General features: G+C 39.4%; 14 protein-coding genes and 3 pseudogenes. 13 read left to right on the top strand and 4 right to left on the bottom strand.

Annotated features, from left to right (window positions below; genetic code table 11):
- The first annotated feature begins 15 nt into the window (after positions 1-15).
- The 12 genes and pseudogenes from NSTCB13_RS27580 to NSTCB13_RS27525 all read left to right on the top strand — a co-directional run.
- Positions 16-981, top strand: coding sequence for a glutathione S-transferase family protein (locus NSTCB13_RS27580; RefSeq protein ID WP_448274507.1), 966 nt, complete (start codon positions 16-18; stop codon positions 979-981).
- A 71-nt stretch (positions 982-1052) separates the two neighbouring features.
- Positions 1053-1508: a VOC family protein gene (locus NSTCB13_RS27575; RefSeq protein ID WP_335003645.1), complete on the top strand. Its 456-nt coding sequence runs from the start codon at positions 1053-1055 to the stop codon at positions 1506-1508.
- A gap of 325 nt (positions 1509-1833) precedes the next feature.
- Complete coding sequence (locus NSTCB13_RS27570) at positions 1834-4542, top strand: MGH1-like glycoside hydrolase domain-containing protein (RefSeq protein WP_448274506.1); 2709 nt, start codon at positions 1834-1836, stop codon at positions 4540-4542.
- 34 nt (positions 4543-4576) lie between these two features.
- Positions 4577-5152, top strand: a pseudogene (locus NSTCB13_RS27565) (winged helix-turn-helix domain-containing protein); the annotation flags it as partial.
- Between the two features lie 55 nt (positions 5153-5207).
- Positions 5208-5420, top strand: coding sequence for a CopG family transcriptional regulator (locus NSTCB13_RS27560; RefSeq protein ID WP_094351406.1), 213 nt, complete (start codon positions 5208-5210; stop codon positions 5418-5420).
- Between the two features lie 282 nt (positions 5421-5702).
- Complete coding sequence (locus tag NSTCB13_RS27555) at positions 5703-7028, top strand: hypothetical protein (RefSeq protein ID WP_448274505.1); 1326 nt, start codon at positions 5703-5705, stop codon at positions 7026-7028.
- Between the two features lie 235 nt (positions 7029-7263).
- Entirely contained in the window at positions 7264-11934 is a 4671-nt protein-coding gene (locus NSTCB13_RS27550) for a response regulator (RefSeq protein WP_448274504.1), read from the top strand.
- Between the two features lie 218 nt (positions 11935-12152).
- Complete coding sequence (locus NSTCB13_RS27545) at positions 12153-12788, top strand: hypothetical protein (protein WP_445627167.1); 636 nt, start codon at positions 12153-12155, stop codon at positions 12786-12788.
- A 125-nt stretch (positions 12789-12913) separates the two neighbouring features.
- Positions 12914-15091 carry an OmpA family protein gene (locus tag NSTCB13_RS27540; protein WP_448274503.1) on the top strand — a complete coding sequence of 726 codons (2178 nt, stop codon included), beginning with the start codon at positions 12914-12916 and terminating at the stop codon, positions 15089-15091.
- 50 nt (positions 15092-15141) lie between these two features.
- Positions 15142-15666 (top strand): Rab family GTPase, encoded by a 525-nt coding sequence (locus NSTCB13_RS27535; RefSeq protein ID WP_448274502.1) that lies wholly within the window; start codon positions 15142-15144, stop codon positions 15664-15666.
- Positions 15667-15671: 5 nt separating this feature from the next.
- Positions 15672-16439: pseudogene (locus NSTCB13_RS27530) on the top strand (PAS domain-containing protein); the annotation flags it as partial.
- A 12-nt stretch (positions 16440-16451) separates the two neighbouring features.
- A pseudogene (locus tag NSTCB13_RS27525) lies at positions 16452-18101 on the top strand (ATP-binding protein); the annotation flags it as partial.
- A gap of 20 nt (positions 18102-18121) precedes the next feature.
- On the opposite strand, the gene NSTCB13_RS27520 reads toward NSTCB13_RS27525, so the two are convergent.
- Complete coding sequence (locus tag NSTCB13_RS27520; protein ID WP_445627171.1) at positions 18122-18550, bottom strand: ATP-binding protein; 429 nt, start codon at positions 18548-18550, stop codon at positions 18122-18124.
- Between the two features lie 150 nt (positions 18551-18700).
- Between NSTCB13_RS27520 and NSTCB13_RS27515 the strand changes: the two genes are divergently transcribed.
- Positions 18701-19888 (top strand): SpoIIE family protein phosphatase, encoded by a 1188-nt coding sequence (locus tag NSTCB13_RS27515; RefSeq protein ID WP_445627172.1) that lies wholly within the window; start codon positions 18701-18703, stop codon positions 19886-19888.
- A 42-nt stretch (positions 19889-19930) separates the two neighbouring features.
- Here NSTCB13_RS27515 and NSTCB13_RS27510 read toward each other — a convergent pair whose 3' ends face one another.
- The 3 genes from NSTCB13_RS27510 to NSTCB13_RS27500 form a co-directional block, all read right to left on the bottom strand.
- Entirely contained in the window at positions 19931-20257 is a 327-nt protein-coding gene (locus tag NSTCB13_RS27510) for an STAS domain-containing protein (protein ID WP_322704042.1), read from the bottom strand.
- Between the two features lie 73 nt (positions 20258-20330).
- On the bottom strand, positions 20331-21044 hold the full coding sequence (locus NSTCB13_RS27505; RefSeq protein WP_445627174.1) for a PIG-L deacetylase family protein: 714 nt from the start codon (positions 21042-21044) through the stop codon (positions 20331-20333).
- 72 nt (positions 21045-21116) lie between these two features.
- Positions 21117-23111, bottom strand: a complete 1995-nt coding sequence (locus NSTCB13_RS27500) for a glycosyltransferase (RefSeq protein ID WP_448274501.1) — start codon at positions 23109-23111, stop codon at positions 21117-21119.
- Between the last annotated feature and the right edge of the window lie 106 nt (positions 23112-23217).

The following is a 23217-nucleotide window of genomic DNA, read 5'->3' as shown; positions in this document are numbered from 1 at the left end:
TGTCAGGAGGAAATTATGGCCTCAGGAATGATGATCGAAGGCAAATGGATAACCGATAGGAATAAATCAGATCCTAGCGGTAAGTTCAATGAAACGCCGACAACGTTTCGCGATCGCGTCACCGCCGATGGTTCTAGTGGGTTTAAGGCAGAAGCAGGACGCTATCACCTCTACATTTCCTTAGCCTGTCCGTGGGCACATCGCACTTTAATTATGCGAGAAATCAAAGGTTTGAATGATGCCATCTCAGTCTCTATCGTCGATCCGATTATGAGCGATAAGGGATGGATGTTTTCTGAAGCACCGGGAGTTATTCCTGACTGGGTAAATCACACTCAATATTTGCAAGAGATTTATCTGAAAGCCGATCCCAAATACACAGGACGAGTTACTGTTCCAGTATTGTGGGATAAGCAAACTCAAACAATCGTCAATAACGAATCTCGCGAAATCATGCGGATGTTTGATGTAGAGTTTGGGGAATTGGCAACACAAAAAATAAACTTATACCCACGCGACCTACAGCATCAGATTGATGAAACGATCGATGCAATTTATCTGCCAATTAATGTTGGTGTATATCGCGCTGGTTTTGCAACTTCCCAAGCAGCTTACGAAGATGCGGTAACTGAACTCTTCGAGAGTTTAGATCGATGGGAAGCCATTCTCAGCGAGCAACGATATTTATGTGGCAATCAACTTACCGAAGCCGATATTTGTATGTTTGTTACTCTGTATCGCTTCGACTCAGTGTATTACGGTCACTTTAAATGCAATTTGCGGCGAATTATCGATTATCCAAATCTCTGGAATTATCTACTAGACCTATATCAGCGTCCGGAGTTCAAAGCGACTTGCAATCTAGACTATACCAAGCGCAGCTATTACATGAGTATGACTGATATTAATCCAAATCGAATTGTGCCGAAGGGGCCGATCGTTGATTTTGACCAACAGCACGATCGCGACCCGCTTCACTAAGGCGTCTCGTAGAGAAGTTATCGCTCCCTATTCATAGAAAATAAATTGCACAATCCAACTGGAGTAACACCATGAGCCTTGTATCAGGTATCCACCATGTTGCAGTGGTGACAGCAGATATCGACCGCTTTATCGACTTTTATACTGATGTATTCGAGATGCCAGTAATTTTTCAAGAGACGACCCCAGCCTTTCGTCACGCACTTCTCCTAGCTGGATCGCAGAGCGTACTTCACGCAGCAGAGATGCCTAATAATATTCATAGTTCTGGATTACCGGATATGTTTGGACGAGGACACATCGACCACTTAGCTTTGAATGCCCCAACAGAATCAGCATTCCAGATTATCCGCCGCAAACTGATAGATCGAGGTGTGAGTGATGGCGCGATCGCCGACCTTGGCCCAGTACTTAACTTGTCATTTTCCGATCCTGATGGTATGCACATCGAAGTTTGCTTAATCGTCGATGCTTCACTTCAGGGTTTTCACCAACCGCGACCATATCTAGAGACTATCAACCAATAGGTTGAAGTTAGCGTTAGTCCCCTTTGCTGTTTGTAGTTAATAAATAGTGCCGCTCTCGTCTGCTTATTTTCAACTTGCGATCGGACGAGCGCAAATTTTATTAGTATACCAGTTTTACTATCAATTATTAATTATAACTTCAGCTCTACCTTAGGTAGAAAAAGTATAGCAAGCGAATTAAAGGTTAGGACATCTTGAAAGCGTGGATGTTAGGAATAGTAATATTTTACCTCCTGCCTTCAGTATAGCTGCCTTCTGCCTTCTGCTATATACTCCAGATAGCAAATTAACTGGACTAAAATACAGATATGCATAGGGTGATATTATGACAATTTTAACCCAAGAAGAAATTAGATTAGCAGAAGCCCTAACTCACAAAGCTCATTGGCGCAGATGGGGGCCATATTTAAGCGATCGCCAATGGGGAACGGTGCGCGAAGATTACAGTCACAACGGTACAGCCTGGAACTATTTTACCCACGATCAGGCTCGTTCTCGCGCCTACCGTTGGGGTGAAGATGGCATTGCTGGCATTTCTGATAATCATCAACGACTTTGTTTTGCGATCGCACTTTGGAATGGCGAAGATTCTATTCTCAAAGAAAGATTTTTTGGTCTAACTGGTAGCGAAGGAAATCATGGAGAAGATGTTAAAGAATATTATTTTTATCTAGACAATACTCCTACCCATTCTTATATGAAAGCGCTTTACAAATATCCCCATAAAGCCTTTCCTTACTCCCAATTGGTTGCAGAAAATCAACGCAGAAATCGCCAAGAGCCAGAATTTGAATTACTAGATACAGGTATATTTGATGAAAATCGTTACTTTGATGTCTTTATCGAATATGCCAAAAATGATGCTGAAGATATTCTCATCCAAATAAAAGTAATCAACCGAGGCTCGGAAGCAAAAACACTACACCTATTACCTACTCTCTGGTTTCGTAACACTTGGTGTTGGAATGGGGATATCAGCAAACCTACTTTAAAAGAGGTCGAATCTGGTAATAGCTTTAATTTAATTGAGGCGTCTCATCCAACTTTAGGTAAAAGGTGGCTGTATTGTCAAGAAGCAAACGAAATTCTTTTTACAGAAAACGAAACAAATTATCAGCGATTGTTTGGCTATCCTAATTCGTCTGCTTATGTCAAAGATGGCATTAATGATTACATTGTTCGGGGTAAAAAAGAGGCAATAAATCCAAATAAAGTTGGCAATAAAGCATCTGCCGATTATTTTTTGACAGTTGGTGCAGGTGAAACTAAAATCGTTAAATTGCGATTGAGTGACGTACCTAATTTAGTTGAGCCATTTGACAAAGAATTCGATATCATCTTTTGGGAACGACAACAGGAAGCAAATAAATTTTATCAGCGCGTTACACCATTTCCTCTCAGTGAAGATATGCGAAATGTGCAACGACAAGCATTTGCTGGAATGCTATGGAGTAAACAATATTATCACTATGTTGTCGAGGATTGGTTGAAAGGCGATCGCAATACACCAGCACCACCTCCAGAACGCCAACAAGGGAGAAATCGGGAATGGTTTCATCTCTACAATAAAGATATTCTTTCTATGCCCGATAAGTGGGAATATCCTTGGTTTGCAGCTTGGGATTTGGCATTTCATACTATTCCTTTGGCAATGATCGATCCTGATTTTGCTAAGTATCAATTGGATGTTTTAACACGGGAATGGTATATGCATCCCAATGGGCAAATTCCTGCTTATGAATGGGCTTTTGGTGATGTTAATCCGCCTGTTCATGCCTGGGCAACTTGGCGCATTTACAAGATTGAGCAGAAGATTTACGGACGAACAGATAGACAGTTTTTAGAAAGGGTATTTCAAAAGCTAATGCTGAATTTTACCTGGTGGGTAAATCGCAAAGATACTCAGGGTAATAACGTCTTTCAAGGGGGATTTCTCGGTTTAGATAATATTGGCGTATTTGACCGTAGCGCAGCTTTACCTACTGGCGGACATATTGACCAATCTGATGGTACTAGTTGGATGGGAATGTATTGTTTAAATATGTTAGCGATCGCTTTAGAATTAGCTAAGACTAATCCTGTTTACGAAGACATTGCTACCAAGTTCTTTGAGCATTTTCTTTACATTGCTGATGCTATGAATAACATCGGCGAAATAGAAGCCAGTTTGTGGAATGATTCCGATGGATTTTACTACGATGTCCTGCATTTACCTGAACGACAAATTACCTTAAAAGTTAGGTCAATGGTAGGTTTAATTCCTCTATTTGCCATTGAAACTATAGAACCAGAAACTTTAAAATTGCTTCCTGGTTTTAAAAAGCGATTGGAATGGTTCATCCAAAACCGTCCTGATTTGCGGCAAAATGTGGCTTGTATGGAAACAAAAGGAGTGGGTGCGAGGAGATTACTGGCGATCGTTTCCAGAGATAAGCTCAGAAGTATTCTGCAAAAAATGCTGGATGAAAGCGAGTTTTTTGGCTCTTATGGCATTCGAGCACTTTCTCGATTTCATGCTGAAAATCCTTATATTTTTGATGTTAATGGTTCGCAATTTCGAGTTGATTATGAACCGGCTGAATCTACTAGTGGTTTATTTGGTGGTAACTCTAACTGGCGCGGCCCCGTTTGGTTTCCGGTGAATTTCATCCTAATTGAATCTCTGCAAAAGTTTCATTATTATCTAGGAGACGATTTCAAAGTGGAATGTCCGACAGGTTCAGGTCAAATGATGACACTTTGGGAAATTGCATCAGAATTATCTCAACGATTAACCAGAATTTTCTTGCAAAATTCCTCTGGTAAACGTCCTGTTTATGGTGGAATGCAAAAGTTTCAAAACGATCCACACTGGCAAAATCTGATTTTATTCTATGAGTATTTTCATGGTGATAATGGAGCCGGAATCGGTGCTAGTCATCAAACTGGCTGGACAGGTTTAGTTGCGAAATTAATCCAGCAATTTGGTGAATATGAAGCACAGCATCAAGAACCAGAAATAGAGAAGGATAAAGATGCGATCACTTTAACATAATAACATCCAAAAAGGTTTGTTGTTACCATCTTACCGAGACTCCTCACCAGATTTAGCAATTCTGGATTGGATGCTTCCAGGGTTGACGGGTTTGGAAATTTATCGGCGTTTGCGAACAATAGATAGTACAGTACCAGTGATTTTGTTGACAGCAAAAGATGAAGTGAGCGATGCCTACGGCAAGCCGATGAAGCGTCTACGCGTCGCCGGATTAGATGCAAGAGCCGATGATTATGTAGTTAAGCCCTTCAGCATTGAGGAACTATTAGCTAGAATTCGCGCTCATCTGCGGCGCACGCAAGAAACAGACGAGGATTTGTTGCAATTTGAAGATTTAAGCTTAAATAAGCGCACTCGTGAAGTATTTCGGTAAAAACGAAGCATTCAGTTAACAGCAAAAAAATTTGACTTATTAAAATATCTCCTTTCACATCTTCGTCAAGTATTTACTAGAGATCAAATGTTAAAGAAAGTTTGGGGTTACGATTTCATGGCTGATTCTAATATTATTGAAGTATATATTCGTTATTTGCGACTCAAGTTAGAAGAAAATAATGAAAGACGTTTGATTCATACAGTCCGTGGTGTAGGCTATGCCCTACGGGAGTAATCGTAATGACTTGGTAATTTCAAGAAAAGTAACATATTCAAGATAAAAGAGAATTATGAAGAAAAAATGGGCTGTTAAACGACTGACAGTAAATCTCACAACCGAGGAAATGAAGAAACTTGAACAATACTGTACTCTCACAGGAAGACCAGCAACAGATGTAATTCGAGAGTTGCTCCGAAGTCTTGAGGTTGACAATGCTGAAAACTCTGAGATGGGAACAGCAGACTCAAAAATCACTGTTGGCAGTTCGTCAAAATCACACTAACTATCGACTCGAACATAGCGTTTCCTAATCAGAATCAGCTACAGCTTAACCTCACCCCCAACCTCTTGATAAAAAGAGGGGTTGGGGGTGAGGTTTTGATATGTACTTTATGCACCTGTGAACTTCTATATCCCGCCAAATTAAGGCTTTTACGCCTTTTATCTTTCCTATGTTTTAACAAGCATCGATTATGGGCATCATAATCCCAGTCCGAATACATCAGCTAGCAGCCAGAAAACTATTTGGCAGCAAGTTTTGCATTTATACATATAGTATCAACCGATGGTATCTAGTTTTAGACCTTATCTCTTTGTTTCTCGATATAGTTTGTACGCTGTATTTCTTTTGGGATGCCTACAGATTCAATTGGGAGTAATCTGTAGCTTAGGTATTTGGATATTATCAGAAGCTAAATTACAAGCAGCCCAAGCACATCAGACCTGGAAATCACCTTTAGGATTGACTGAGCAAGTCACCACAGCAAATCCTGAGTCAGCACAATACTCAAAACCACTCCCCTACCGATTAAAACCAACACCTATTTTGCTCGCAGCACCGGAAAACTTCAATCCTGATTTGCGATTACCCCCATCGCAACCCGAACCACCGCCACCCGAACCACCGCAGCAGAATTCTAGTCCGCCACCGCTACCCGAACCACCGCAGCAGAATTCTAGTCCGCCGACAACTTCCACCAAACCAAAAACGCCGGATGCAGTTTTGGAAAGTATTGATACGGACTATTACTATGAGACAGACAACTTTGGTCAAACTAATTTTTTCCTAGAACCAACAGTTCAGTTTCGATTGAGAAATGGCAATAAAATATTTTTCAAGACAGGTTTTAACTTCTTTGAGCAACGCGGTATTGAATCAATTACCAATTTTCCCTTGCAAGTTGGATGGCAAGGAAAAATTGGACAAGTGACTCTACAAACAGCAGCTGGAGTCGATTTGTTCAATCGTTTACCTACAGCTATCAATCTCAATGTTAAGGTGGATGCTCCCATTTCGCCGCCGCGAGTTTCGTCATCAGGTCGATTGCTATCGGCAGTAATAATATCAGGTAATTTAGAACAAGGGCCTTATAAATCTAATGCTCGAACTTTAGAAAATCAAATTACTGCTTGGCGATTTGGGCCTGATTTATACTGGCAGATTGACCGTAATACCAGCTTATTTTCGTCATTGCGTTTGGGTAGTTACAACGATGGTAATTCCGATGTGCAGTCCTTTAGTAGGTTAGAGCGCAAGTTCGGACAATTTTCTTTGGCAGCTAACTTATTCACTTGGAGTTACGATCGCGATTTAGAACGCACTAGCGGTTATTTTTCTCCACCAGATTTTCTAGTTTACAACGGTGAGGTAGCTTGGGAGGGAGATATTGCAAAATTCTTACGCTGTCGCCTCGCTGCCAATTTAGGACGGCAGCGACTTAAAGGAGAATTTGACAACGCCAATACCTATCAAACGCGCTGTACGGTAAAACTGTCGCCCAGTATAGAAGCAGACTTGGGCTATAGCTTTAGTAATGTCCGCAATCAAGAAACCGGTGGAAGCGCCTACGGTGGTAATTCCTTCACAGGACAGTTGCGGGTCAAGTTTTAACAAAAAAGAATTCAGGAGTCAGAATTCAGGAGTCAGAATTCAGAATGAATATAGAATCAAGCTCTATATATTTTTGATTTTTTGATTTTTTGAAAGTTACAAACTTTGAATATTAAAGTATTTTTAATTTTAACTTATAACTTCTAATTTCTAATTTCTAACTTCTAACTCCTACATTCTAAATTCACCATTCTGAATTCTGTTTTTTAAATCCAAAATGGTATAAGGCTGGAGAATGAAAGCACCATTACCTGATAACGAAACACAGAGAATCGAATCTCTTTTGCAGTATAAAATACTCGACACTCCTTCGGAAGCAGCCTTTGACGACCTCACCCGTTTAGCCTCATATATTTGTGGAACTCCCATTGCCTTAATCAGCTTAATTGATACTAATCGTCAGTGGTTCAAGTCAAAAGTTGGTTTGGATGCGCTACAAACACCCCGTGATTTGGCATTCTGCGCCCATGCTATTTTGCAACCTGAAGTTTTTGTTGTATCTGATGCAACAGTTGACGAAAGGTTTGCGACAAACCCCCTAGTCACCTCAGATCCGAATATTCGGTTTTATGCTGGAGTACCGCTAACTAACCCTGAAGGATATGCACTAGGAACACTTTGTGTAATCGATCGTGTACCAAGAAACCTCTCTCTAGAACAAGTTGAAGCATTACGAATTATTGGTCGCCAGGTAATTAAGCAACTAGAAATGCGCCGCAATTTAGCAAATTTGGTATTGGCAAGTGATACACGCAAACAGTCCCAGAAGACACGCAAACAATTTTTTCAAAGGATAGCTGGAGGGTTTGGGTTAGCATCGGCAGTTTTAGTTTTGATTGGCGTGATTTCTTATCAAAACACATGTATATTGATTGATACGAATAAGCAAGTACTAATAACCCAAGAGAAAATCAATCAACTAGAAGAATTACTGTCTGAGATGAAAGATGCTGAGACTGGACAACGTGGTTACATCCTCACTGGACAAGAAAGTTATCTAGAACCTTATCAAGCAGTAGTTGGAAACATCGATCGCAAAATTGTAAAACTGAAAAATTTAATCGCAGATCAACCTAACCAACAAAAGCAGTTCGCAACCCTTGAATCTCTGATAGCTGCAAAACTTGCCATACTCAAGCAGACTATATACCTGCGTCAAAATCAAGGATTCGAGGCGGCGTTGCAGGTAATCCAGACAAATCAAGGAAAACATCTCATGGATGATATCCGCAAGATCGTCCATGAGATAGAAAATCAGGATAGAAGGTTGCTTCAACGGCAGTCACAAGCTGCAAAAGCCAGTGCTAACAACACGGTTTTGACACTGGCGATCGCGATTTGTCTAAGTTTTTTGATTCTGGCTATAGTCTACTACTTTATTTACCGTGAAGGAAAAGAGCGGAAATTAACAGAGGAAACACTCAATCAAGAACGCAACTTTATCTCAACAGTCCTGAATACAACCAGCGCTTTGGTAATAGTTCTTGACACGGAAGGGCAAATCGTTCGCTTCAATCAAGCTTGCGAACAAATTACTGGTTACTCATTTGATGAGGTGAAAGGAAGGCATTTCTGGAACCTATTTCTACTTCCTGAACAGGTAGAGCCGGTTAAAGCAATTTTTGAGCAGTTGCGATCTGGTGAAGCGCCCAAAGAATACGAAAACTATTGGGTAACTAAGGATGGCAGCCGGCGACTTATTTCTTGGACTAACACTACCTTGAAAGACTATGAGGGGCAGGTTGAATACATTGTTGCTACAGGTATTGACATCAGCGATGTCTTTGAGGAACTTCGCTTACGCCAACGAACTGAACAGCATCTCAAAGCAGAGTATGTTACAACCCGGATCTTAGCAGAGTCAACCACAATCAACGAAGCCATGCCCCAAATCTTGCAAGGAATTTGCGAAAGTTTGGGATGGGATTTTAGTGAATTTTGGATGGTAGATGGGCGAGCAAATCTACTGTCTTTGCTAAATTCATGGTATAAAATCTCCTTTGAGATGCAAGAGTTTGACATCCTCAGTCGGCAGATTACATTTGCACCAGGAATTGGACTGCCTGGGCGTGTCTGGGCTAGTCTTGAACCTGTTTGGATTGCTGATGTCGTTAAAGATCGGAGTTTTATCCGCTCTCAAATTGCTGCCGAAGCACAACTGCACGGAGCTTTTGGTTTTCCGATCTGTAGTGGTAAAAGAATCATCGGTGTGATTACCTGCTTTAGCCATAAAATCCAGCAAGCTGACCCAGATTTGGCAAAAGTCATGAATTTGATTGGCGAGCAAGTAGGGCAGTTTATTGAGCGCAAGCAGGCAGAAGAACAACTCCAACGCCAAAACTTGCGATCGCAACTATTTACTGAAATCACCCTCAAAATTCGTCAGTCTTTGCAAATCAAAGAAATTCTCCAAATCACTGTCACCGAGGTGCAAAAAATTCTCCATAGCGATCGAGTTTTGATTTATCAGCCTTTGGCTGATGGCTCTGGAGCTACCGTGGTTGAGGCAGTAATTTCTGGCTGGCTAGCAATTAAAGAGAAAGAGCTAGTCAATGCTTACTTTCAAGCCGAATACATCCAACAATACTATCTACAACAGTACCGTCAAAAACCGAATCTGGGGCTTGCTGACTTGGATATAGCTGAAGTCCAAAAAAACCATCTCGAATTACTGCAACAATTTGGAGTCCAGTGTAATTTAGTCATACCCATTCTTGTCAAAGAAGAACTCTGCGGTTTGCTGATTGTCCATCAGTGCGGCAGTTCCCGCCAATGGTCTAGCTTTGAAACTCATCTTTTACGGCAAATAGCCGATCAAGTAGGTATTGCCTTAGCCCAAGCCCAAATGTTAGATGCAGAAACTCAACAACGACGAGAACTCGAAATTGCTCGTCACCAAGCTGAATTAGCTTCTCAAACCAAAAGTGCCTTTTTGGCCAACATGAGCCATGAAATTCGGACTCCGATGAATGCTGTGCTAGGAATGACAAGCTTAATGTTAGATACTCCCCTAAATTCCGAGCAGCGGGATTTTATGGAAACAATTCGCATTAGTGGCGATGCTCTTTTAAGCCTGATCAACGAAATTTTGGATCTGTCCAAACTAGAGGCTGGGGAAATGGCACTAGAAACTCTAGATTTTGACTTATCTACCTGTGTAGAAGAAGTATTGGAGTTATTGGCTCCCTCAGCCCATCATAAGGGATTAGAAATTGCAGGATTAATTTACAGCAACGTCCCCACCCACCTCCAAGGCGATGCCGGCCGCTTGCGACAAATTCTTATGAACCTGATTAGCAATGCAATCAAGTTCACCAGCAAAGGTGAGGTCGTATTACGAGCAGAATTGCGATCGCTTTCCTTGACTACAGCCACCATCTATTTTGCGATCGTAGATACCGGTCTTGGCATTACCCCTGAAGATCAATCCAAACTCTTTAAGCCATTTACCCAAGTAGATGCTTCCACTACCCGGAAATATGGCGGCACAGGTTTGGGATTAGCCATCTGCAAGCAACTGGTAAGCTTGATGGGAGGAGAAATGGGTGTAGAAAGTCGCTTGGGGAAAGGATCTAAGTTTTGGTTTGAAGTAACTCTTGCCATGCAACTTGACTCTATTTCTTTAGAAGGCGAACGCGAACTTTTGCTCAATCGCCGCTTGTTAGTGGTGGATGATAATGCTACTAATCGCAAAATCATCTACCATCAAGCTACTCGTTGGGGAATGCTGGTGGATCAAGCGGCTTCGGCTACTACTGCCCTCAAAGCTATTCAGGAAGCTGCCAAGCAAAAAAATTTATATGACATAGCTGTGATTGATATGCAGATGCCAAAAATAGATGGCATGACTTTAGGAGAACAAATTAAAGCAAATTCAGCGATCGCTGGGCTACCTTTAATTATGCTTACCTCTACTAATCAACGCGATGAAATCCAACGAGCGCTAAAAATAGGATTTGCGGCTTATTTAGTCAAACCTATTAAGCCGTCCCGACTCCTCGATACGATCGTGACTATTTTAGGAACGCAGCCAGAAGAAGAGTCAGAAGTCAGAATTCAGGACTTAAAACTGAAAAATTCTGAAAAAAACCGCAACTATTATTGTGACTCCTCTAAACTTAGAATTCTCTTGGCTGAAGATAATTTGGTGAATCAGAAAGTTGCCCTGAAGCAACTCCAAAGTCTGGGTTATAGCGCTGATGTTGCTGGTAATGGGAAAGAAGTTTTGCAGCTATTAGAAAAAATTCCCTACGATTTAATTCTGATGGATTGCCAAATGCCAGTTCTTGATGGTTTAGAAACCACAAAAGAAATTCATCGTTGGCAAGAAAGTGACTTTGCTAGTGGTTATCGTCCGGTGGTAATTGCAATGACAGCTAATGCCATGAAAGAAGACCAACAAATGTGTCTAGATGCCGGAATGGATGACTATTTGAGCAAGCCAGTAATAAAAGAAAAATTGGCGTTGACATTAGAGCGTTGGGGAAATGCGATCTTCGAGGCAAAAGAAACAACTGCCACAGAGCAAACAGTTTATACAACAAATGTCGGTGCAGTTAACCTCCCAATTGATTGGGAACGCTTACACCAATTATCGGAAAACAACCCAGAATTTGAATTGGAACTACTGCAAATATTTGTTGAGGATATTCAATCTCGTCTAGAGTTAATTAAAATAGCGATCGCAGCTCATGACTTTGAGCAAATAATACTCCAAGGTCATCAAATTAAAGGTTCTAGTGCCAATATGGGAATTACAACCATGCATCTGGCAGCCGAAAAACTAGAACAACTAGCTTATAAGCAAGAGCGTCGAGGTTCTAGTAACTTAATCGTAGAGTTAGATGACTTTATTAAACGCATCCAAGATTTTTTGAATTGTCAAGATAGTAACGCCACAACCTGAAATAATATTGCTTAATAAATTCACTGGATAAACACTTATTTTATATTTCTCATTATTAATTTTCTATTTTTCAGATAGAAATTGTCACCGATTGGGAATAATAACAAAGTATATTCGGTGAGTTGGCTGCATCATCAGCTAAGAATTTTTAGCCTAAATGTCAGTTAAATACATCATCTATTATTCCCAATTGATTACCCAAAAGTGAGGTTTTCCTAATGAGTCAGATGAGTAGAGACGATGTACGAGAAAGACTTGGTAATATCGATCAGATTCGCGATATTATTCTTGGAACCCAGCTAAGAGAGTACGAAAATCGATTTAGCAAGCTGGAGTCAGATGTATCTCTCCTGCAACAACAGACACGATTGCATGTCGAGCAACTCAAGTCCAACTTTTCCGCCGAACTAAAAGCAGGATTTGAGTCGCTGGATAAAAAGCTGAAATCACTGAACCTCGCAACTCAAGAAGAAACTCTTGACTTACGGCAACAGGTTGATAGACTTAATAAAAAGTTTTCTAGCAGCGTTCAGTCGCTTGATGAAACCTTAGATAGCCAAACTACCTTGATTCGAGATGAAATCTTTCAAACTAAAGTCCAATTACAAGATGATGTTACGGCATTACGGGATCTGATTTTAGAAGAAATAGATCGGCGCTTCTCACAGCTGACAGACACGAAAGTTTCTAAAGACGATATGGCTGAAACTTTGTTTGCCTTGGGAATGCGTCTGAAAGAAACTGAATTTATTCCTAAATTGCGAGAAGCAGCCAATGAACGCAGCGATGAATATACTGCTGTACCGCTTTTAGAAACTACAAAGTTATCAAAAGTAAGTGTTAACTCACTCTAACAGTACAGCAGAATTAAATTCATAATCAAGTCAGAAAGTAAAGAGATATGAAGGAGATAATGACTCCCAATTCATAACCTCTAACTCATAACCTCTAACTCAGCACTCTAAAAAGGATAACTCAGGTGGAAAATTCGATTTCTCAATCTGTTGAGTTGAAGTCAGAAACAGCTGTGCAGCTTGACAATTTGCTGCATTTGCTTATCGATCTCAAAATTATCGAATCCCCTGAGCAATCTCCTTTATTACCATCAGAAAGTGATAATAGTAATGAGTATATTCCAGAAGAAATTGAATTACTGCAACTTCTTCCAGTGACATTAGAAGTATGTGAAGCTTATTTAGAATCGGATTTTAATTTTCATCAAGATATATCTAATTACTCACAAACCACTCAAGAAGAATTAGAAGAATCTATTGCAATATTTACAGAATTTGAGGAAAAATTAGATAACTCAGAAGATGCATTACAAAAATTACGGGATATATTAGTCGGATATGAGCTAACAGAAATAAACAATATTACAGATAAGTTAGAACAAAAATTAACAAAAATAGAGCATCAAATTTATGACCCTAAAGAGTTAATAAATCTACTATTACCGTGGATTTCTGAACTTTTAAGGCTGAAGATTACAGAATCAAGAGAGGAAATTGTCCAAATAATCGCTCCGATAATTGATGAGACTATCCGCAGTCGCACTGAACAAAATAAAGTTAGTATGAGTACAGCGATCGCACCTGTAATTCCTCTAGCTATTTCCCAGCAAATTATTATAGCTCCAGAAGAAGTTTCAGATGCGATCGCTCCGGCAATGGGACGAGCCATAAAAAAGCAAATTGAAATTGAGCAGAATATTGTGGTAGATGCACTCTACCCAGTTATTGGTAGTACCATAGCCAAATATATGGCAGAGACAATCCGTGCGATTAACCGACAAGTTGAAGAAACCCTCAGTGTTGAAGGCATTAAACGTAAAATTCGTGCCAAGCTACAGGGAGTTTCAGAAGCAGAATTAATTCTTAAAGAAGCTCTGCCATTTACAATTCAAGCCATTTTCTTGATTCATAAAACATCTGGTTTAGTTATCTCAGATATTCAGCACTCTCATGTAGAGCAGCTAGAGGCTGAAATGGTAGCAGGAATGCTGACAGCAATTCGTAGCTTTGCCAATGATTGTATCAATCAATCTGGAAGCATAACAGAATTAGATGCAATTGAATATGGAACATCCAAAATAATTCTAGAAGTTGCCGGATACTGTTATTTAGCGATTGTTGTGCGAGGAGAACCAAGCAAAAACTTTATTTGGAAAATGCGGCAAACATTCAGCAGAATTATTAAAAAATATGGTAATATAATTGAAAAATTTGATGGCGAACCAGATTTAATTCCTATTGAAATTCATACACTTCTAGAAAAACTAAAAGATTCAGATATTCAGGATAAAAAGAAAGCCAAAATCTCGCCAATACAGATATTAGTCTTAACATTTATCAGTACCATTTTAATTCCTTGGGGTATTTGGCAATACCGTAGTGGAGTTATACATTCCATTGAAAATCAAACTTCGTTGGCTCTAACTTCTGTTCCAGAACTAGCCGTATATCGGCTCACTGTACAAGTAGAACACAACAAAATAAAACTAACAGGACGATTACCTAATCAACTTCTTCGCCAGAAAGCCGAGCAAACTGTCAAAATCACTTCTCCTAATTGGTTGATTGACAATCAAATTTTATTAGTAGAAGTACCAGCAGATCCCGTATTAGCTGCTGCTGAAGTCAAACGAGTTACAGCAGTTTTAAATCAGACTAACGATATAGCAATTTCCACTCAATATATCGCTGGTAAAGTAGCTGTTGAAGGAACTGTCAACCAAATTGCAGATGCTCAGATTATTGCGAATGCATTTGCGCAAATTCCCAGCGTAAAATCTGTGTCTAGTGCGGTGCAAGTAGAACCCCCACAGATTGAAGTTCGATTTTACTTTCAACCCGACTCAGCGAGTTTAATGAAAGCAGATACAGCATACAAGATTCAACAGGTTAAACTTTTCCTTAATCAGCACCCAAATAAGCATTTAAAAATCATTGGTTATAGTGACCGTACTGGTGCGAACAAATCTCAAAAATTGGCACTGGCGCGAGCAAAGGCTGTACAACAAGCACTGATTAAATTAGGCATCGCGCCATATCGCCTACAAGTCATTGCTAGGACAAGTTTACCACCAGGAATTGATGAAACTCAACCCTTGTGGTTAAGCCGCTGTGTCGCTCTAGAAGCGATAAAGGAATTTTAAGTTTATAGTAGTTATGATTTTAATCTAACATTCTCTACTTTCCTTCAACTATGTCTACAATCTCTAAAAAAATATGCTTATTTGGTGATTTTGGTGTTGGGAAAACTAGTCTGATTCGCCAATTTGTAGAGTGTCAGTTTAGCGATCAATACCTTTCAACTGTAGGAGTAAAAATTTCTCGTAAATTGGTTGTTATTTCAAAAGAAGAGCTACTTGTTGAACAAAAATTACAGTTAATTATTTGGGATATTGAAGGTAGTAATAAGTTTAAAGCAGTTGCTAAAAATTATTTTCAAGGTTCTAAAGGTGCTGTGATAGTCGGTGATGTAACACAAGCAGAAACCCTCAATCATATCCAAGAGCATATTCAAACTTTTTTAGCTGTTAATCCTAACAGCTATATTGTTGTTGCACTGAACAAATCAGATATGATTGCAGCCGAATATTTAGAAAAAATTCGGCAAATGCATCAATTTACTAATCAAGCTAATATATTAGACACTTATGTAACCTCAGCTAAAACTGGTAATAATGTTGATCAAATATTTCAAGCTTTAGCCACTCGTTTAATGTAATTAAGATGAATTCATTTTTTACAAACCTATTAGCTGTATGTGGAATTGAATATTTGATAATTGATGAAAATTTCAAAATTTTAGAGATATCTTTGGGATTAAATCATTTTGCCGAGCTTCCTAATGAAGTAAAGCTAGGTCAGGATGTTCGGATTGTGTTTCCAGAATTAGAGGGACTAGAAGATGTTTGTGATGCAATTCTCCAGGGAGAACAAGATAATTTTGAATTAAAAGGAATTATGCGATCGCCAGATACATCTTCTCCTTTATATATTGATATTCATATTACTAATAATCTCCAAGAAGACCATTTTAGGAATCGACTAACCATTGTTGTCGAAGATGTGACAGAACGGATGGTACTTGAGCAATCTTTATTTCAAGGTGCAAATGAAGCAAATCTTTTATTACGCAACTTAAAGGCTTCTAAACAATACATTGATCAAATTGTGACATCAATGGCGGATGCCTTGTTAGTGACAACGCTATCAGGCGAGATCAAAAAAATGAATTATGCCGCACAAATCTTATTGCAATACAACGAAATAGAACTCATCGGTCAACCGATCGCAAAAGTTATTGGAGAAGCTAATAAATATCCATTGATAATTGATGATATTGATATATCCCACAGTCAAGACATAACTTTTTTAGTAAAAGAAGTAGAAACCGTTTGTTATACCAAAAGTGGTAAAACAATTCCCGTAGCTTTTTCATCCTCAATTGTCAAGACAGAAATTGAACATTTTCAAGGTTATGTTTACATTTTACGAGACATGACTGAACGAAAGCAGGCAGAACTTGCTAAACAGGAATTCTTAGCGATGATTAGCCATGAACTTCGGACTCCCATCGCATCGGTAATTGGTATGGCCGGTTTGTTGCAATATACTGAATTGACTGCTGAACAGCAAGATTTTGTTGAAACCATTTACACCAGTGGAAATTCCTTACTCAAAATTATTAACGATTTCCTTGACTTCTCCAAAATCCAATCGGGTAACTTAGAACTCGAAGAGGAGCCTTTTGCTTTACGAAATTGCATTCATGAGACTCTTTATCTACTTGCACCTACAGCTAGAGAAAAAGGTTTAAAACTCACATTTTTAGATAGTCCTCAACTTCCTACTACGATTGTGGGAGATATCACCAGACTGCGCCAAGTCTTGATTAATTTAATCAGTAATGCGATTAAATTTACCGAAACTGGAAGTATAGAAGTCTCAGTTATAACCCGCAAGAATAGCGATATTAATCATTCTGCTGCAAATACTAACGAAATTCAGTTTAGTATTAAAGATACAGGCATTGGAATTCCACGCGATCGCCGAGAGCGTTTATTTAAAGCTTTTAGTCAAGTTAACTCCTCCATTACTCGACAGTATGGCGGTACTGGCTTAGGTCTTGCTATCTGTAAGCAACTGTGCGAGTTAATGGGTGGCAGAATTTGGGTTGAAAGTGAGCTGAATGCAGGTAGTACATTTTACTTTACGATTGCCGCTTCTGTTATTCCAGAGGAGTCAGCAGGAGCCAGTGTGGTCTTCTCCCAACAGGAGATACCAAAAGCGATCGAGTCTTCACAAGTGGAGCAACTGGCGTTCAGAAGTCAAGAGTTATTAAGCGTCCCCGCGTCTTCTTCCCCGTCTCGTGACCTATATAATTTAAGAATTCTTTTAACTGAAGATAATCTGATAAATCAGAAAATAGCCTTGAAGCAACTCAAAAGTCTCGGCTACAGTGCTGATATTGCTAATAATGGAAAAGAAGCGTTGCAACTATTAGAAAAAATTCCTTATGATTTAATTCTGATGGATTGTCAAATGCCGATTCTTGACGGTTTAGAAACCACAAAACGAATTCATCGTTGGCAAGAAAGCAGCTTTGCTAGTGGTCGTCGTCCTGTAGTAATTGCAATGACAGCTAATGCAATGAAACAAGACAAACAAATGTGTTTAAATGCTGGAATGGACGACTATTTGAGCAAACCGGTGATGAAAGAAAATTTAGCCGCGACGTTAGAGTATTGGGGAAATGTAATATTCAAGGCAAAAGAAACAACTGCCACAAAGCAGACAGTTTCGACAACAAATGTTGGCTCAGTTGACCTCCCAATTGATTGGGAACGCTTGCATCAACTTTCAGAAAATAACCGAGAATTTGAATTAGAACTACTACAAATATTTGTTGAAGATATTCAACCTCGTCTAGAGGTCATTAAAATAGCGATCGCAGCTTGTGACTTTGAGCAAATAGCGCTTCAAGTCCATCAAATTAAAGGTTCTAGTGCCAATATGGGAGTTACAACTATGTATCTGGCAGCAGAAAAACTAGAACAATTAGCGATCGACCAAGAGCGTCAAGGTACTATTAACTTAATTGTAGAGTTAGAAGATTTTATTAAACGCATCCAAGATTTTTTAATCATCAGTCAGTAGTCACGATCTCCCTACTGCAATCATAGGCATTTTTTGTAAGATTTACTAATAAATAAACAGTAACGATTATCTACTGTCGGCTCATAACTTAATTTGTCGGCAATGGCGGACATAATTTTTAAACCCCGGCCGCGCTCTCGATTGTTATCCTCAAATTCAGATGTTTGGCGCAATTGCTGTTCTAAGTCAAATGGTTCACCTTGAGACCAGATGCGAATTTCTATGTATTCATCTAACCGCACAGCTTCCATCTCAATTGGAGTTTCAATAGGTAAGTTTTTGTGAGCATGTTCGACAATGTTAGTAAAGCCTTCCATCATCAGTGTTTGACATTGCCACCAAATTTGTTTATCGGGAATAGGTGGTTGATTCATCTGCTCGAACCAAGACAAAACTTGAGGTGAAACTGTCAAATCTGTGTTGACTTTGAGATAAATTTTATTATTCACTTCTTAACTAAGAAAATATCGTGAAATTATCATATTCGTTAATTAGTTTATTTAATTTGAGTATTTTTACTATACATTAAAAACTAAATTGCATATAACTTAAATTAAAGCAACTATTTATCAATCATTTTACTTAGTAAATTGTAATTTATGTTTAAAATTCTAGTTATTGATGATGACCCGACAGTGCGAGCAGTACTGAAAAGCACACTCCAAAGGCAGGGTTATGAGACTACTGTAGCTAGCAATGGTGAAGAAGGAATTATCCAAGCACAACTGCTACATCCTGCCCTGATTATCTGTGATTGGATGATGTCACAGGTAGATGGGTTAGAAGTGTGTCGTCGAATTAGAACAGATCCAGAATTGGCAACTACTTTTTTTATTCTATTGACAGCTAGGGGAGCAGCTCGAGGAGAGGAGGAAGATAGAGTTAGAGGACTTGATGCAGGAGCGGATGAGTTTATCTCCAAACCAATAGAGATGAATGAATTGAAAGCACGGGTAAGAGCAGGACTAAGGTTACACCAGCTAAATCAGGATTTGCAAAGTCAAAAGCAAGCTTTGGAGACACTCAATCAGGACTTGCAAACTCAAAAGCAAATTTTGGAAGCCGAATTGGCTGAGGCTGCTGATTATGTGCGATCGCTTTTACCCTCACCCCTTGTAGGAGCAGTAACTACAGAAAATCTGTTTATTCCCTCAGCACAGCTAGGGGGTGATTGCTTCGACCATTATTGGATTGACGAGGATCATTTGGCAATTTATTTGTTAGATGTATCTGGTCATGGGGTGGGTTCAGCCCTCCTATCGGTATCCGTACAGAATGTTTTGCGATCGCAATCTCTACCAAACACTAACTTTTGTCAACCAAGTGAAGTCCTAAAAGCTCTCAATCATGCCTTCCAAATGAGTAAGCACGGTGATAAATACTTTACAATCTGGTATGGAGTTTATCACCGCCTTAAACGTCAACTCATTTATGCCAACGCCGGACATCCACCAGCTTTACTGTTATCTAATACCTCCACAAACAACATCGAAGTTAAACAGCTAACTTCTTTAGATTTACCAATTGGCTTTTTACCTGAAGTTAAATTTGAGGATGCTGTTTTTCAGGTTGAAGAAAACAGCACTTTATACATTTTTAGTGATGGTGTTTATGAAATTAATCAGTCAGATGGTAAAATTTGGGGGATTGATGCATTCATTGACTTACTAACCAAATATAGTCAGAATACCTGTAACCTCAATCAACTATTAGCAAAAATTCTCACCTTAAAAACTCAAGATAATCTTGATGATGACTTATCTTTAGTCAAAGTTAACTTTGGTTAGAATAGTCAGTTATACATACTTACATTTGAATTGCTTAATAGCTTATTGTGTTGCTAATACTTGACGATAAAAGTCATCTTTGTCAGCAAATGTTTGAAAAATTCTATCCATTTTGGTTAGTTCAAACAACATTCTAACTTGATCGCTTATTGAACAAACAAACAGTTTAGCTTTAGCAGTTCGGACCATTTGCATTGCTGATACTAAAGCACCTAAACCAGAGCTATCAATAAACTTTACTTCTTTCATATCGATTAACAAAATATCAGCGCCATTTGCCAGCATACTACTAACTTCACGACGTAATTCATTACCTCTAATACCATCTAAAATTCCAGATATCTCTAGTACTTTTACGCTCAAATTCATGGTTTTATTTTCCTATTCTGTAGTTATATTTTGGCATTGAATTAAGGTAAACCGCAATAGAGAAACTCTGTAATTAGCTTGGTTTTACTACTTGCTGATGACTGTTATTTGCGATTGCCATAAAAAAGCTAGCATCAACCCATTGCCGAGAAATTTCAAAAGCTTCAAAATAGCCGTCTTTTTGACCTAACTCACGTGCCCAGAAACGAGACAGAACAAGTATGGCATCAAGTTGCATAAATGCTTTATTTAACTCTGATTCATAACAACCAATCGCTGCAACTTTTTCCTCAATTACAGAAGTTATATCTACAAAAAAGTTGGGTTCAAAACCACGCAAAAAAACAGGTGGTGCTGAATACCACAAGGGTATATTTTTGCGGGTAGCAACATTAGAAACTGCGATCGCACACACTTCATGATCTCTATGCCCATATTTTTCAGGTTGTGGTGCGTGAGTAATAATCAGATCCGGTTGCCAACGCCCAAGAGCTTCTTCAGTAACTTTAATCACTGCTTGTGTGGAGAAATTGCACTCTTCAAGTGTATGAAACTCATAAGTTGCACCGATGATTTTACCAGCCGCATCCGCTTCTTGATGACGTGTACCCTTAACAGGCGAACTAGAAAGACCACCATCAGTCAAAATTAAGCAACGAACATTCCATCCTGCCTTAGACATCAGACTGAGAGTACCAGCAGCAGGTAGAACTTCATCATCAGCATGAGCATAAATTGTTAAGACAGTTCGCTGACCAAAGTTTTTTGAGTCTGAATGAGTGTTCATAGCTGTTTTTTTCTAGGCTGAATTTATAAGTCAGTAGTCATCTTCCTTCTGCTCACTCCTCTTACTTACTTTTTAAACCTCTTTTGGAGGCTGCCAAACAGATGCGCGGATGATCGCCCACAAAAGTAATAAATTATAGATAGCCCATGCACCATTAAGCAGGTGAACATCAGGATTATTTAAATGGCCAATAGCGAATTGGTAAAGGCTCCATAACATCCCCAAGATGGTAAGGATAAAAACAACCAATTGCGGCCAAACAAGCCGGAGATAAATCCCGGATTGCCGCTGCTTAGGTGTGACTTGGAAATTGAGTTTTTGTCCTGTAAACACACTCCATACAGCTTGAATTAATAAGGGAAATAAAGCGATCGCATATTGTTCAGAACGCCATACTTCTCTAGCTGGAATGCCCCAAGTAGCTGTAAGGAAAGTCAGACGGTTAATAATAAAAGCTGGGAAAAAGTGTATGGCAAAGTCAGACCCGTAGCTTCTAACTGGAACAATGTCCGTAAAAAAATAAATAATTGGACAAGAAATAAAAACCAGAGTTGCAAAACCAGAGAAATAACTATACATCGTCTTGAAATATTGCAACCTTTGCCAAAACGTTAGCCCTGATTTTGTCAGTGGATTTTCCCTCACTAGCACTTGGATAGTTCCTTGTGCCCAGCGTAACCGCTGTTTTAGAGTAGAACTGAGATCGTCTGGTGCTAAACCTTCTGCCAAAAGTTCATTGTGGTAAATAGATTTCCAGCCAGCACTATGCAGACGCATGGCTGTATTCATATCTTCCGTAATACTATTACTGGATACCCCACCAACTAAATCAAATTCATCTAAACGTTTTTCATCTTTGGCAAATTCATCAGCAAAGTTTTGCAGTCCTACACTAACTAATGCTTCACGTCTGAGAATCGCATTTGTGCCCGTATAAAACGCAGCATTCATGCCATCTTTACCTTGTTGAAGTGGCCCATAAAATAAATTTGCTCGATGTCCAAAAGGATCGCCTGGAGGAATATTGTAAAAATCTTGGCGGGTCTGTACAAAAGCAATTTGGTTCTGTTCGTATTTTCCGATTAAAAGATTATAGGTGTAAAAATAAGGCAGAACTCGCTTGAGAAAATTTCGTTTAGGAATGTGGTCAGCATCTAGAGTAACAATAAAATTTCCTGACGTTTCTCCAGAAAAAATTGCATAATTGATGTTGCCTGCTTTGGCATGATGTGCAACACCAGGCGTCTTCGGACGAGCAATGTAACGAAAACGAGCGAGTTCAACTAGTTCTAGTTCTTTTTTGTAAATAGCTTCTTCTAAAGCTTTCCGTTCAATAATTAAGCGATCGCGTAGCGTCTTTACAGGAAAGTCGCTAATACTTTGATGAATCGGAGGTAGCCAAAGAATCAGCGATCGCAAACTTTGCACAAATCCAACCGCAGGCTGGTTTCCCACTGATTCTGATGATGTTTGCAGCCATTGTTCGGCGGCTTGAGTATTAGGTGTCAGATTTTCCAGTTGCTTCAAACGCTCCAACAATCCAGCATGTTCTGCATCAATCCGTTCCGCTTCTAGCTGTAATTGTGGTGACTGCAAATCTTGAATACACAATTTTTCTGTCATCGCTCGTATATCAGCCGAATTGCCATCATCCAGCACATAAACGCGTAACTTGATGGGCGGATAATCCATTGCTAAGGCAGCTTTGGCAGTTTCTTCGACAATTTCCGGCGGCTCATTGTAGCAGGTGACAAATACATCCACTGTTGGCCAGTCGGCTTTGGGTATAGGTGGGGTCATCTGGTCGAGAGACTTAATTTGTCTGACTAAAGGTCGCCACAACCCAATTACAAACATAACGCCACCGAAATAACTGTAAATCTCGGCTATCAGCAAAGGAATAGAAATCCAGAGGGCATCAAAATTGATCGAATGAGTGACGCGCCATTGCAAATACCAGATACCAAAAATTAAATTGATTTCTGCTAGATAACGAAATAACAGCGTTCTTTTTTTGAGTAATGAGCGGCTGTTACCAGGAAAGTTTGTTAGAGAAACTGAAGCCATCTTAGTACCAATAGTTAATGTATCTGCATCCTCATCAAAATAAGTATTCCCTAGTTAAATTTGCGACTAACAAATTTTCTCGAGCGAGCCAAAATTGGCGTTGCTG

This window comes from Nostoc sp. DSM 114160 (genome assembly GCF_053470305.1).
The sequence above is the reverse complement of the archived record's forward strand: the minus strand, read 5'-3'. Positions and strand labels throughout refer to the sequence as shown.

Bases quoted from the DNA above. Each gene is read 5' to 3' on its own strand.
- NSTCB13_RS27545 (WP_445627167.1), top strand. From the start codon at position 12,153: ATGAGTCAGATGAGTAGAGACGATGTACGAGAAAGACTTGGTAATATC.
- NSTCB13_RS27580 (WP_448274507.1), top strand. From the start codon at position 16: ATGGCCTCAGGAATGATGATCGAAGGCAAATGGATAACCGATAGGAAT.
- NSTCB13_RS27535 (WP_448274502.1), top strand. From the start codon at position 15,142: ATGTCTACAATCTCTAAAAAAATATGCTTATTTGGTGATTTTGGTGTT.
- NSTCB13_RS27510 (WP_322704042.1), bottom strand. From the start codon at position 20,257: ATGAATTTGAGCGTAAAAGTACTAGAGATATCTGGAATTTTAGATGGT.
- NSTCB13_RS27575 (WP_335003645.1), top strand. From the start codon at position 1,053: ATGAGCCTTGTATCAGGTATCCACCATGTTGCAGTGGTGACAGCAGAT.
- NSTCB13_RS27505 (WP_445627174.1), bottom strand. From the start codon at position 21,044: ATGAACACTCATTCAGACTCAAAAAACTTTGGTCAGCGAACTGTCTTA.
- NSTCB13_RS27570 (WP_448274506.1), top strand. From the start codon at position 1,834: ATGACAATTTTAACCCAAGAAGAAATTAGATTAGCAGAAGCCCTAACT.
- NSTCB13_RS27500 (WP_448274501.1), bottom strand. From the start codon at position 23,111: ATGGCTTCAGTTTCTCTAACAAACTTTCCTGGTAACAGCCGCTCATTA.
- NSTCB13_RS27555 (WP_448274505.1), top strand. From the start codon at position 5,703: ATGGTATCTAGTTTTAGACCTTATCTCTTTGTTTCTCGATATAGTTTG.
- NSTCB13_RS27560 (WP_094351406.1), top strand. From the start codon at position 5,208: ATGAAGAAAAAATGGGCTGTTAAACGACTGACAGTAAATCTCACAACC.
- NSTCB13_RS27550 (WP_448274504.1), top strand. From the start codon at position 7,264: ATGAAAGCACCATTACCTGATAACGAAACACAGAGAATCGAATCTCTT.
- NSTCB13_RS27515 (WP_445627172.1), top strand. From the start codon at position 18,701: ATGTTTAAAATTCTAGTTATTGATGATGACCCGACAGTGCGAGCAGTA.